Below are 12,835 nucleotides of genomic sequence, written 5' to 3' on the forward strand. Positions count from 1 at the left end.
TCAGCCGCGGCGGCCGGGCTCGACCAGTTGCTCGTGCTCGGCCCGGCGCAGGCGTTCCTCGGCGGTGAGCTCGACGCGTCTCATCGCGACGCGCAGGATCGGCGGCGCCATGAGCGAGGTGACGATCGCGACGACGATCACGATCGTGTACATCGCCGTGTCGATGATGCCGATGCGCAGCCCGACCATCGCCACGATCACCTCGATGACGCCGCGCGCGTTCATGCCCGCCCCCAGCGCGAACGCCTCCCACGCGCTCAACCGGCTCAGCAGCGCCCCCAGGTACGCGCCCAGGAACTTGCCGACGATCGCCACTCCCAGCACGACCCCGGCCGCCGCCAGCACGTCCGGCCTGGACAGCAGCGTGAGGTCCATGCGCAGGCCGGCCGTCGCGAAGAACAGGGGCGCGAGCACGCTCAGCACGATCGTGCGCAGCGGGGCCAGCCACGCGGCGTCGGCGTGGCCGGACCGCCCGATCAGGGCGCCGCAAACGAACGCCCCCAAAATGGCCTCCAGGCCGAGCGCGTGCGTGCCGGCGGCGGCCAGCAGCACCAGCACCACGGCGGCGGCCACGGCCGGGCCCGGCTCGTCCGAGCGGGTGGCCGCCCGCATCGTCCAGCGGACCAGCGGCCGGCCCACCCACAGCGCGAACGGCACCAGCGCGACCAGGTAGACCAGCGACAACACGATCTGCCCGGTGCGCACGCCGGTGGTCGCCATGGCCGAGACGACCGAGAGCATGAACCAGCCGAACGCGTCGTCCACCATCCCCGCGGTCAGGCAGAGCTGGCCGACGTCGCGGTGCAGCAGCTTCATGTCCGTCAGCGTCTTGGCGATCACGGGGATGGCGCTGACGCACGTGGCCACGCCCAGGAACAGCGCGAAGACGGTCACGCTGGTGCCCTCGACGAGCAGGGAGGCGGGCAGCAGGAAACCGGCGGCCACGCCGAGCCCCAGCGGCACGACCAGACCGGCGACGCTCACCTTGACGGCCGTCGCGCCACGTCGCCGGACCAGGCCGAAGTCGAGCTGGACGCCGGTGATGGCGACCAGCAGCAGGACGCCGACCTGGCCCACCGCGTCCAGCAGGTGGAGCTGGGTGAACTTCAGGGCGGGGGCGAGGTGGCTCAGCAGCGACGGGCCGAGCAGCACGCCCACGGTCAGCTCGCCGACGATGGCGGGCATGCGCAGGCGCACGGCCAGCCGGCCGAGCAGGACGGCGAGACCGAGGAGCAGGCCCAGCTGCAGCATGAAGACCAGCAGTTCGCGGGCTCCCAGAGGCATGTCAGGCACAGGAGAGGCTAGGCCGATCGGGCCGCCGTCCTGCTGCTCAATATTGAGCCCGCCCGCGACGGGCGCGCCGGGGGCCTGCTCAATATTGAGCGGAGCTTCCCGCCCCCGTGGGCGACATTCGGGGCATGACGAAGCCGGCGCAGTATCAGACCACCCTGCCCCCCGACCAGTTGCTGCACTCGGGCAACGCGGGCCTGATCATCCACCGCGTGGGGATGCTGGAGTACGGCATGGCCCGCGAGGGCCGCGACTTCAGCGTGGACCTGCTCGACTACATGAACCGCGCCCAGGCCGGCGTCGCCACGACCTTCTGCTACGAGGAGGTCTTCGGCGTACGCGAGCGGCTGCACTGGTTCGTGCACATGAAGTCCCCCGAGAAGTACAGCAAGCTCATCGAGATGGTGGACCACGACGAGGCGTTCCAGCAGATCTCGCTCAAGGACCGGCTGCCCAAGAAGGGCGGCGGCAACTGGGAGAAGATGTTCGTGCACGGCAGTCTCCAGGAGACCGTCATGTGCCCGCAGCACGGGTTCACCGACGACGTGCACGACGTGCCCGGCACCTTCGTGCCGCCCGCCACGTACCAGACCACGCAGCAGGAACAGCTCAACTCGGCGACCGCCGGGGCGATCGTGCTGCGCACCGCCGACGCGCGCTACGAGCTGCGCGAGGAGGGACGGCAGTTCCTCTACGACTGGTCCCGCTACCTCAACGCCAACCTCGAAGGCCGCGCCACCGCCTTCATCTACGAGCAGACGTGGGGCCGGCAGGACCGCCTGCACGCCCTCATCCACCTGCGCGAGCTGGACGACTACCAGGCCGTGCAGGAGGTGGACCGCGGCGAGGGCATGCGCAAGGAGGTCTACGACGTGGAACGGGTCCCGGAACGGCACGGCGGCGGGCAGTGGGACCGGCTGTTCGTGCCGACCAGCATCCACGACGTCCTGATGGTGCCCTAGGCCATGGCTCTCGGGATCGAGGCGATCAACGCGTACGTCGGCAGGGCGTACACGGACGTCCGCGCGCTGTTCGACGCGCGCGGCCTGGACGTGAACCGCTTCGGCAACCTGATGATGGAGCAGCGCTCGGTCAACCTGCCCTGCGAGGACCCGGTCACCAACGCGGTCAACGCCGCCCGCCCGCTGCTGGACGCGCTCACCCCCGAGGAGAAGGACCGGATCGAGCTGCTGGTCGTCGGCACCGAGTCGGGGCTCGACTTCGGCAAGCCGATCAGCACCTACATCCACCACCACCTCGGGCTGAACCCGGCGTGCCGCTCGTTCGAGGTCAAACACGCCTGCTACGGCGGGACGGCCGCGCTGCAGTGCGCCGCCGCCGTCGTCGGCGCGAGCCCGATCCCCGGCGTGAAGGCGCTGGCCATCGCCACGGACGCGGCCAGCGGCACCGCCAAGTCCACCTACTGGGAGCCCTCCGAGGGCGCCGGGGCGGTGGCGATGCTGGTCGGCGCGGACGCGCGGGTGCTGCGGCTCGACCCCGGCGCCAGCGGCTACCACACCTTCGAGGTGATGGACACGGCCCGGCCGCGCCACGACACCGACGCCGTCGATCCGGACCTGTCGCTGCTGGCGTACATGCGCTGCGCCGAGGAGTGCTTCGCGGCCTACGGGCGGCGGGTGGCCGGGGCCGACATCGTGGACACCTTCGACTACCTGGCGCTGCACACGCCGTTCGCCGGGATGGTGAAAGGCGCGCACCGGATGTTGCTGCGCAAGCTCAAGGGCATGGGGGCGCGGGAGATCGAGGCCGACTTCGCGGCGCGGGTCGCGCCGTCCCTGGCCTACGGCGTGCGGGTGGGCAACACCTACTCGGCCGCGCTCTACCTGGCGCTGTGCTCGCTCATCGACCACGGCGCGTTCGACGCGCCGAAACGGGCGGGGCTGTTCTCGTACGGGTCGGGCTGCGCGTCGGAGTTCTACAGCGGCGTGATCCCGGCCCAGGGGCGCAGCGGCATCGGCCGGGCGCTGGACGAGCGGCGCGAGATCGGCGTCGCGGAGCTGGACGCGCTGACCGAGCTGAGCGCCGACCGCGCCTTCGGGGTGCGGGACGCGGTGCTCGACCCCAAACCGTACGGCGACCTGTACGAGGACGCCTTCGGCGGTCGCGGCCTGCTGGTGCTGGACCGCATCGCGGACTTCCACCGGGAGTACAGATGGAGCTGACCTCGGCGACCCTGCGGCACCGGCTGCGCAGCCGCACGATCGACGCCCGCGCCATCGACGAGCTGGGCGCCGCCTTGGACGAGGCCGAGCGCGCGCCCGGCTGCCGCATCCTGCTGCTGGAGGGCGGCGACGGCGTCTTCTGCACCGGCATGGACCTGGAGGAGGCGGCCGGCAGCGACGTCGCCGACGGCGGCCGGGCGTTCTACGGCCTGCTGCGCCGCTTCACCGAGACGCCCGTGACGGTGGTGGCCCGGGTGGACGGCCGGGTGGCCGGCGGCGGCGTCGGCCTGGCCGCGGCCAGCGACTTCGTCTTCGCCAGCGAGCGCAGCACCTTCAGCCTCCCCGAGGCGCTGTGGGGGCTGCTGCCGTGCTGCGTGCTGCCGTTCCTGATCCGGCGCACGGGCTTTCAGAAGGCGTACGCGATGACGCTGAGCACCCAGCCGGTGAGCGCCGCGGAGGCCGCCGCCTTCCACCTGGTGGACGAGGTGTCGGACGACCCGGAGGCGCTCGTGCGGCGGCTGGCCTACCGGCTGACCAAGCTGGACCGGTCGATCGTCACGGACATGAAGCGCTACTTCCGCGAGCTGTGGATCCTGTCGGACGAGACCGAGCAGGTGGCGGTCAAGGAGTTCGGCCGGCTCATGTCCAGCCCCGAGGTGCGCCGCAGGCTCGTCGACTACGCGACCGAGAAGAGATTCCCCTGGGAACGCTAGAGAGGAACGCGCCTGATGTCCGTCGTGTGGGTTTTCCCCGGGCAGGGGTCGCAGCGCAAGGGCATGGGCGCGGGCGTCCTGGAGCGGTACCCCGACCTGTGCGCCCGCGCCGACGAGATCCTCGGCTACTCCGTCGCCGAGCTGTGCGACGACCCCAAGCGGCTGCGGGAGACCCGCTACGTGCAGCCCGCCCTGTTCACGGTCAACGCGCTGAGCTTCCTCGCCCGGCAGGACGAGGGCGGCCGGCCCGACTACCTGGCCGGGCACAGCCTGGGCGAGTACGCGGCGCTGTTCGCGGCCGGCTGCTTCGACTTCGAGACCGCGCTCGGCCTGGTCAAGCGGCGCGGCGAGCTGATGTCCGCGGCGGGCGGCGGCGCCATGGCGGCGGTGCTCGGCGCCGACCGTGAACGGCTGGAGGAGCTGGTGGCGGGCACCGGCGTCGACATCGCCAACTACAACTCCCCGGAACAGGTCGTCCTGGCCGGGCCCAAGGAAGAGCTGGACGCGCTCAGCCGCGGCGGCCCCGGCAAGTGGGTGCCGCTGAGCGTGAGCGTGCCCTCGCACTCGCGCTACATGGAACCGGCCGCCGACGCCTTCGCCGAGGCGCTGGAGGGCGTCCGCATCGAGGAGCCGCGGGTGCCCGTCGTCTCCAACGTGACCGGACGCCCGTACCGGGCCGGCGAGGCGGCCGAGCTGCTGCGCCGCCAGATCTGCAACCCGGTGCGGTGGGTGGACGGGCTGCGCTACCTGATGGCCCAGGGCGTCTCCGAACTGGAGGAGATCGGCCCCGGCGACGTGCTCACCAAGCTGTGGACGGTCACCCGCCGCCACCCGCCCGAGCCCCCCGCCCAGGAGCCGGTCGAGAAGCCCCCCGTCCGGGAACCGGTCGAGGCGCCCGCCGTCCGGGAGGCCGGGATCGTGCTCGGCTCGGCCGAGTTCCGCGCCGACTACCGCGTCCGCCACGCCTACCTGGCCGGGTCGATGTTCAAGGGCATCGCCTCGGCCGAGCTCGTGATCAGGATGGGCCGGGCCGGGCTGATGGGCTTCCTCGGCGCGGGCGGCCTCACCCTGGACCAGATCTCCGACGCGCTCGACACCGTCCAGTCCGCCCTCGGCCCGGACGGCCCCTACGGCGTGAACCTGCTCTACGGCTTCGACGAGGAGGGCCTGGAGCGCGAGACGGTGGACCTGCTGCTCCGCCGCGACGTGCGGTACGTCGAGGCCGCCGCCTACCCGCACATCACCGCGCCCCTCGTCCGCTACCGCTACAGCGGCGCGCACCGCGACCCGGCCGGGCGGCCGGTCGCCGTCCGGCACGTGGTGGCCAAGGTCTCCAGGCCGGAGGTCGCGGCCGCCTTCATGCGGCCCGCCCCGCAGGCCGTCCTGGACCGGCTCGTCCGGGAGGGGGCGCTGAGCGCGGCCGAGGCGGAGGTCGCCGCCGAGCTGCCGGTCAGCGCGGACGTCTGCGTCGAGGCCGACTCGGCCGGGCACACCGACGGGCGCTCGCCGTACGCGCTGATGCCGGCGATCCTGCGGCTGCGCGACGAGGAGATGGCCGCCCACGGCTACGCCCGGCGCATCAGGGTCGGCGCGTCCGGCGGCATCGGCGCACCGGAGGCGGCCGCCGCGGCGTTCGTGCTCGGCGCCGACTTCATCGTCACCGGCAGCGTCAACCAGTGCACCCCGCAGGCCGGGACGTCCGACGCCGTCAAGGACCTGCTGGCCGGGCTCGACGTGCAGGACACCGCCTACGCCCCGGCCGGCGACATGTTCGAGATGGGCGCGCAGGTGCAGGTCGCCAGGAAGGGCACGCTGTTCCCGGCCCGCGCCAACAAGCTCTACCAGCTCTACCGCCAGTACGGCTCGCTGGAGGAGATCGACGAGCGGACCAGGCGGACGATCCAGGACAAGTTCTTCCGCCGCTCCTTCGAGGAGGTGTGGGAGGAGACCCGGGCGTTCCTGGCCGCGCGCCGGCCGGCCGAGCTGGCCCGCGCCGAGCGCGACCCCAAGCACCGGATGGCGCTGATCTTCCGCTGGTACTTCGTGCACACGATCAGGCTGGCGCTGCGCGGCGAGGCCGGGCGGCAGGTGGACTACCAGGTCCACTGCGGGCCGGCGATGGGCGCGTTCAACCGGTGGGTGGCGGGCACGGAGCTGGCCGACTGGCGGGCCAGGCACGTGGACGTCATCGCCGACCGGCTGATGGAGGCCGCAGCCGGGCTGCTCGAAGCCCGGCTGCGCGACCTGTCCAAGGACGCTTAGACGCTGAGGACGGCTAGACGTTGAGCAGATGGCGGTTCAGGTCCTCCTGGACCGCCGTCAGCACCTCGGGCCGCGGGCCCTTGAGGTAGAAGTGGTCGCCGCCGAACACGCGCAACGTGAAACCGCCGCCGGTGGCCTCGGCCCAGGCGCTGATCTCGTCCGGGTCGACCTCCGGGTCGGCGTCGCCGGTCAGCGCCGAGATCGGGCAGTCCGGACGCGGGCCGGGCAGCGGCGTGTACGTCTCGTTCAGCTCGAAGTCGGCGCGCAGGCCCGGCAGGAACACCTCCAGCAGGCTGCGCTGGTCCATCACCTCCGACGGCGTGCCGTTCAGCTTGCCGAGCTCGCTCAGCAGCTCGTCCTCCGACAGGTCGGTGAAGCGGCGGCGGCGGGTCGGCAGGTGCGGCGCGCGGCGTCCGGACACGAACAGCACCGCGGGCGGGAAACGGCGGGCCGTCTCCCAGGCCACCACGGCCCCCATGCTGTGCCCGAACAGCGCGAACGGCCGGTCGGTGTACGGCTCGATGGCCTCCGACAGCGGCCCTGCGAGCTGCTCCATGCGGTTGTAGGGCCGCTCGCGCAGGCGTGACTCGCGCCCCGGCAGCACCACCGGGCAGACGTCGACGTCCGGCGACAGGTGGTCGTCCCATTTGCGGAACAGCGCCGAGCCGCCTCCCGCGTGCGCGAAGCAGAACAGTCTGATGCGGGCGTCGGCTCGGGGCTCGCCGCCCGCTATCCAGGAACCAGGCATGGTCAGAAAGCTACGGCCGATCGCCTTGCGCCGCCTGCTCAGTCTTGAGCAGGCAGCGCCCGTCGTCCTCACTAGCGTCGCAGTGAGGGAGGAGGCCCATGGAGCACGACGAGCGCGTGACGGAGACGGTCATCCGCCTGCTGGCCGAGGTGCTGCCCGGCGGTGCGGAGCTGACCCCCGACGCTTCACTCAAGGACAGCGGACTCGACTCGATCTCCGCGGTACGGGTGTGGTTCGAGATCCAGCGGGAGTTCTCGCTGGACCTCCCCGTCGAGCGGCTGGGCGGCTGCGCGACGCCGGCCGAGCTGGCCGCGCGGATCGCCGAGCTGGCCGGGACGGCGGAGCGCGACACCCCCGTGACCGTGGCGGAGATCAGCCCGGCCCCCGGCGACCGGCACGAGCCGTTCCCCCTGACGCCTCTGCAACAGGCGTACGTCATGGGCGCGGACGAGGACGCCACCCCCGACCCGGTCGGCTGCCAGGTCTACCGCGAGTTCGAGGTGCCCGGCGTGGACCCCGACCGCCTGCGCGCGGCCTGGCAGCGCGTCGTCGACCACCACGACGCCCTGCGCCTGGAGCTGGGCGAGGACGGCACCCAGCGGATCCTGGAACGGGCCCCCTCCTGGGACCTGCCGGTGGACGAGCCCGGCGCCCGCGAACGCCTCGCGCACCGGCGTCACGAGCCCGGCGTCTGGCCGCCGTTCGCCGTCGAGGTCACCACGCCCGGGACCGTGCACTTCGGCATCGACGCGAGCGTGACCGACGGCCGCGGGCTCGACGTGCTGCTGCGCGACTGGTGGCGCTGCTACCGCGACCCCGGCCACACGCTGGAGGAGAGCGGGCTGTCCGTCCGCGACTGCCTGCTGGCGCTGGACGCCCAGCGGCGCGGCCCCCGCCACCAGGAGGACCTGGACTACTGGCGGGAGCGCCTGGCCGACCTGCCGCCCGGCCCCGCCGCCGGCGTGCCCGACGGGTCGCCGCGCTCCGCGCTGACCGGCTCGCTGACCGCCGCCCAGTGGGGCGCCCTGCGCGCCAGGGCCGCCGAGCTGGACGTCTCGCCGACCGCCCTGGTGCTGACCCTGTTCGCCGAGACGGTCGGCAGGGGCGAGGACTGCTCCCTGGCCGTGACCACGACCGGCCGGGCCTGGCTGCCGCGCGAGGTGGACGAGGTGGTCGGGCCGTTCACCGGCACCGCCGTGTTCGCCGCCGAGAGCACGCTCGGCGAGCCGCTCCCGGAGGCGGTCCAGGAGGTGCACCGGCGGCTGTGGCGCGACCTCGGCCACGCGGGCGTCCCCGGCGTGACCGTCATGCGGGAGCTGCGCGAGCGCACGGCGCTGCCCGTCGTCTTCACCAGCCTGCTGGACGCCCGGCCCGACGAGGCCGTGCCGCCGGTGACGTACGCGCTGAGCCAGACCTCCGGCGTCGCGCTCGACCACCAGATGTGGGAGCACGACGGCGAGCTGCGGGTGCGCTGGGACCTGGTGCCCGGCTGCTTCGCGCCCGGCGAGCCGGAGACCCTGTTCGCCCGCTTCACCAACGCGCTGCGCGCCCTGGCCGCCGACACCGGCGAGGAGGAGATCCGGCCGCTCAACGAGCTGCAGAAGGCGTACTACGTGGCCCGCGCGGGCGGCTCGCACCCCTACGACGGCTGCCAGGTCCACCACAGCTTCCACGTCCGCGACCTGGACCGGGACCGGCTCGCACGGGCCTGGCTGCGCCTGGTTGCCGCGCACGACGCGCTGCGCTCGGAGGTCACCCACGACGGGACGCTGCGGGTCAGGCCGCACGCGCCGGAGAACTGGGACATCCCCGAGATCCCCGGCGCCGAGACGGGGGAGACGGCGGGGGAGACGGCCGCGGAGATGGCCGGGCGGGCGTTCCCGCTGGGCCGCTGGCCGCACTGGGAGCTGCGGGTCAGCGGCGAGACGGTGCACGCGGCCGTCGACCTCGCCGTGCTGGACGGCCGGAGCATCCACATCGTGCTGCGCGAGCTGTTCAGGCTGTACGCCGACCCGTCCGCCGAGCCGCGGCCGCCCGCCGAGGCCCCGGCCGCCCTGGAGCGTCCGCGCGAAGGGGGCTACTGGGACGAGCGGTTCCGCGACCTGCCGCCGGGGCCCGAGCTGGCCACCACGCCCGCGCGCCGCGTCCGGCTGAGCGGCAGCGTCGCCGCGGTGTCCGACGAGACCGTCTTCGCCGCCCTGGCCGGCGCGCTGCGCGGGCGCTTCGCCGATCCGTTCAGCGTGTCCGTGGTGCGCTGGACTGCCGAGTCCGAGCCGCGGCGACCCGGCGAGCACACCGCCCTGAGCTGGGTCACCGACGCGGAGTCCTACCCCGACCGGATCGCCGCCGACGCCGCGAACGGCGCCCTGACCGGCCTGGCCACGCTGCGCGGCCACGTCATGAAGGAGCGCCGCCGCCGCGCCTACGCCTTCCCCGTCGTCTACACCAGCACCCTCGACCTGACCGACCATCCCCTGCCGGACGGCGTCGAGGCCGGGCCCTGGATGACCTACACCCCGGACGTCGCGCTCGACTGCATCGTCATCAGGGAGGGCGACCGGCTGCACTACCACTGGGACGCGCTGGAGCCGGAGTTCCCCGACCTCGCCGAGCTGTTCGCGGCCTTCGAGGACCGGCTGCGCCCCGCGCACCGGCTGTTCGAGCGGCAGGCCGCCGCCCGTCCCGACGCGGTCGCGCTGCGGCACGCCGGCGGCACCATGACGTACGGGGAGCTGAACCGGCGCGCCAACGCCGTCGCCTGGCGGCTGAAGGAGCTGGACGTGGGGCCGGGGACGGTGGTCGCCGTGCGCCTGTGCCGCGGGCCCGACATGGTGGCCGCCGTCCTCGGGATACACAAGGCGGGCGGCGCCTACCTGCCGGTGGAGCCGTCCCTGCCCGACGAGCGGGCCGCCGTCATGCTGGACGACGCCGCCGCCGGGATCGTCCTCACCTGCGCGCAGACGCCCGGCTGGGCCGTGCCCGAGGGCGTGCGCGCCGTCGAGCTGGACGCCGACGGCGACGACCGCGGCGACCCGCCCCTCGCCGGCACCGTGGACGACCTCGCATACGTGATCTTCACCTCGGGCAGCACCGGCAAGCCCAAGGGCGTCGAGGTCAGCCACCGGCCGCTGCTCAACCTGCTCGACTGGTGCTACCGCACCTTCGACTTCGACGCCTCCGACGTGGGGCTCTGCGTCACCTCGCTCGGCTTCGACCTGTCGGTGTTCGACATCTTCGGCCTGCTCGGCCGGGGCGCCTCGCTCTACATCGCCGACGAGGGCCAGCAGCGCGACCCCGAACTGCTGCTGGACGTGCTCATCGACGAGCCGATCACGTTCTGGAACTCCGCGCCCACCACGCTCAACCAGCTCGCACCGCTGCTGGCCGAGCGGCAGGGCGGGGAGGGCACCGGCGACCTGCGGCTGGTCTTCCTCAGCGGCGACTACACGCCGCTGCCGCTGCCGGACGCCGTGCGCGCGACCTTCCCGCGGGCGCGGGTGGTCAGCCTGGGCGGGGCCACCGAGGCCACCGTCTGGTCGAACTGGTTCGAGGTGGGCGAGGTCGACCCGTCGTGGCGGAGCATCCCGTACGGGCGGCCGATCGACGACGCCCTCTACTACATCCTCGACGAGGACCGGCGGCCCTGCCCCGAAGGTGAGGAGGGCGACCTGTACATCGGCGGCAGGTGCCTGAGCCTCGGCTACCGCAACCAGCCCGAGCTGACCGCCGAGCGGTTCGTGCCGGACCCGTTCGCGGGCGGGCGCATGTACCTGACCGGCGACCGGGCCGCGCTGCTGCCCGACGGGAACATCACGTTCCTCGGGCGGGCCGACAACCAGGTGAAGATCCGCGGGTTCCGGGTGGAGCTCGGCGAGATCGAGCACCGGCTGCGGCAGCATCCGGGCGTGCGGGACGTCGTCGTCCTGGCCCGCGACGACCGGTCGGGGGAGCGGAAGCTGGTCGCGTACGTGATGGCCGAGGGCGCGGAGCCGGACGTCGGGGAGCTGCGGGCGCACGCGGCCGGGACGCTGCCGGCGTACATGGTGCCCAACCACGTGGCGTTCGTCAGCACGTTCCCGGCCACCGCCAACGGCAAGCTGGACCGGGACGCGCTCCCGTGGCCGCCCACCGACCGCGCCCCCGAGCCCGAGCCCGAGCCCGAGCCCGAGCCCGAGCCCGAGCCCGCGGTGGCGGGGCGGACGGTGACGGAGATCGCCGAGCTGTTCGCCGAGCTGATCGGGGTCGAGGAGGTCGATCCCGGCCAGGACCTGTGGGACCAGGGCGTCACCTCCTTCACCATGGTCCAGGTCTCCAAGGCGCTGCGGAAGCGGTACGGCAGGCGGGTGCCGGTGGCGCTGCTGCTGGAGAACCCGACCGTCACCGGCATCGCCGCCGTCGTCGGCGCCCCCACCGACGAGCCCGCGCCGAAGAAGCCCACCACGGAGAAGCCCGCCACCGAGAAGCCCGTCGAGCAGCCTGTGCGGGCCGACATCGAGGCGGACGGGCCGGGGGAGGTGGACTTCTTCTCGCCCGAGGATCGGGAGGCGTTCAAGGCGGGCCGATGGAACCTGCGCCCGCTGGAGCCCGACGCCAGCCTCATCCGCCTCGACCGCCTGGACGTGCCCGAGGAGCACTACGCCTGGCGGGCCAGCGTGCGCGACTTCGCGCCCGGCTCGCTGCCGTACCGGTCGTTGTGCCGGCTGCTCGGGCTGCTGCGCGAACGGCGGCTCGGCGACCGCGCGCGCCACCTGTACCCGTCGGCCGGGGACACCTATGCCGTGCAGGCGTACCTGCACGTCGCCAAGGGCGCGATCAGCGGCGTCGCCGAGGGGATCTACTACTACAACCCGGTCGAGCACGCGCTCCAGCTCGTGAACGGCCGCCCGCAGCTCGACCGTACGGCCCACTTCGTCTACAACCGCGACCTGTACGACCGCGCCGGCTTCAGCCTCTACCTCATCGGCCAGACCAAGGGCATCGAGCCCCTGTACGGCGAGCAGAGCCTGCGCTACCTGACCCTGGAGGCCGGCTACCTCGGCCAGCTCCTGATGACCGGCCAGGCGGCCTGCGGCATCGGGCTCTGTCCCATCGGCGAGGTCGCCTTCGACCAGGTGCGCGACCAGTTCGACCTGGACGACGGCCACCGCTTCCTCCAGGCGTTCCTGGGCGGCCCCGCCGAGTACGCGACCGGCGACGCCACCCCCGTGTTCGCCACTCCCGTGCTCTCCGCCCCCGTGCTCTCCACCCCCGTGCTCTCCACCCCGGAGACGGAACCGGCCCTCCGCGCCGAGCCCGCCCGGCGCGGGGAACCGGCGCACGAGGAGCGGCCGGGCGGGCTCGCCGTGATCGGCATGGCCGGACGCTACCCCGGCGCCGACGACCTGGACGGCTTCTGGCGCAACCTCAGCACCGGCACCCGCAGCCTGGGCCCGAGCCCCAGGGGCGAGCGTCCCGGCGGCTACCTGGAGCACATCGACCGCTTCGACAGCCTGCTCTTCCACGTCTCGCCGAAGGAGGCCGCGACGCTCGACCCGCAGCTCCGGCTCCTGCTGCACAGCGTCTGGGAGTGCCTGGAGCACGCCGGCTCCCGGGCCCGCTCGTTGCCCTGCGCCAGCACCTGACGCACGTCGGCCTCGGTG

The 12,835-nt window shown here is 73.3% G+C and carries 7 protein-coding genes; 5 read left to right on the plus strand and 2 right to left on the minus strand.

Features of this window, described 5'->3' with window-relative positions; genetic code table 11:
• Positions 1-1,284: a cation:proton antiporter gene (locus tag ACWCSD_RS12875; protein ID WP_449914578.1), complete on the minus strand. Its 1,284-nt coding sequence runs from the start codon at positions 1,282-1,284 to the stop codon at positions 1-3.
• 134 nt (positions 1,285-1,418) lie between these two features.
• Here ACWCSD_RS12875 and ACWCSD_RS12880 point away from each other — a divergent pair, with 134 nt between their 5' ends.
• Genes ACWCSD_RS12880 through fabD form a run of 4 tightly spaced genes read left to right on the plus strand, consistent with a single transcriptional unit; the run spans position 1,419 to position 6,448 of the window.
• Complete coding sequence (locus ACWCSD_RS12880; RefSeq protein WP_397166601.1) at positions 1,419-2,252, plus strand: DUF6039 family protein; 834 nt, start codon at positions 1,419-1,421, stop codon at positions 2,250-2,252.
• A gap of 3 nt (positions 2,253-2,255) precedes the next feature.
• Entirely contained in the window at positions 2,256-3,473 is a 1,218-nt protein-coding gene (locus ACWCSD_RS12885) for a hydroxymethylglutaryl-CoA synthase family protein (protein ID WP_397166603.1), read from the plus strand.
• The gene (locus ACWCSD_RS12890) at positions 3,464-4,186 is read left to right on the plus strand and encodes an enoyl-CoA hydratase-related protein (protein ID WP_449914583.1); all 723 of its coding nucleotides are present in this window, start codon (positions 3,464-3,466) and stop codon (positions 4,184-4,186) included. The genes ACWCSD_RS12885 and ACWCSD_RS12890 overlap by 10 nt, the downstream gene beginning before the upstream one ends.
• Before the next feature lie 15 nt (positions 4,187-4,201).
• Positions 4,202-6,448: an ACP S-malonyltransferase gene (gene fabD, locus ACWCSD_RS12895; RefSeq protein ID WP_449914586.1), complete on the plus strand. Its 2,247-nt coding sequence runs from the start codon at positions 4,202-4,204 to the stop codon at positions 6,446-6,448.
• Between the two features lie 13 nt (positions 6,449-6,461).
• On the opposite strand, the gene ACWCSD_RS12900 is transcribed toward fabD, so the two are convergent.
• Positions 6,462-7,196, minus strand: a complete 735-nt coding sequence (locus ACWCSD_RS12900; RefSeq protein WP_449914589.1) for a thioesterase II family protein — start codon at positions 7,194-7,196, stop codon at positions 6,462-6,464.
• A 98-nt stretch (positions 7,197-7,294) separates the two neighbouring features.
• Here ACWCSD_RS12900 and ACWCSD_RS12905 point away from each other — a divergent pair, with 98 nt between their 5' ends.
• Entirely contained in the window at positions 7,295-12,817 is a 5,523-nt protein-coding gene (locus ACWCSD_RS12905) for an amino acid adenylation domain-containing protein (RefSeq protein WP_449914593.1), read from the plus strand.
• The last annotated feature ends 18 nt before the right edge of the window (positions 12,818-12,835 follow it).

It is taken from the genome of Nonomuraea sp. NPDC001684 (assembly GCF_053596515.1).

Coding starts and splice junctions, on each gene's coding strand:
- ACWCSD_RS12875 (WP_449914578.1), bottom strand. CDS start 1,284: ATGCCTCTGGGAGCCCGCGAACTGCTGGTCTTCATGCTGCAGCTGGGC.
- ACWCSD_RS12880 (WP_397166601.1), top strand. CDS start 1,419: ATGACGAAGCCGGCGCAGTATCAGACCACCCTGCCCCCCGACCAGTTG.
- ACWCSD_RS12885 (WP_397166603.1), top strand. CDS start 2,256: ATGGCTCTCGGGATCGAGGCGATCAACGCGTACGTCGGCAGGGCGTAC.
- ACWCSD_RS12890 (WP_449914583.1), top strand. CDS start 3,464: ATGGAGCTGACCTCGGCGACCCTGCGGCACCGGCTGCGCAGCCGCACG.
- fabD (WP_449914586.1), top strand. CDS start 4,202: ATGTCCGTCGTGTGGGTTTTCCCCGGGCAGGGGTCGCAGCGCAAGGGC.
- ACWCSD_RS12900 (WP_449914589.1), bottom strand. CDS start 7,196: ATGCCTGGTTCCTGGATAGCGGGCGGCGAGCCCCGAGCCGACGCCCGC.
- ACWCSD_RS12905 (WP_449914593.1), top strand. CDS start 7,295: ATGGAGCACGACGAGCGCGTGACGGAGACGGTCATCCGCCTGCTGGCC.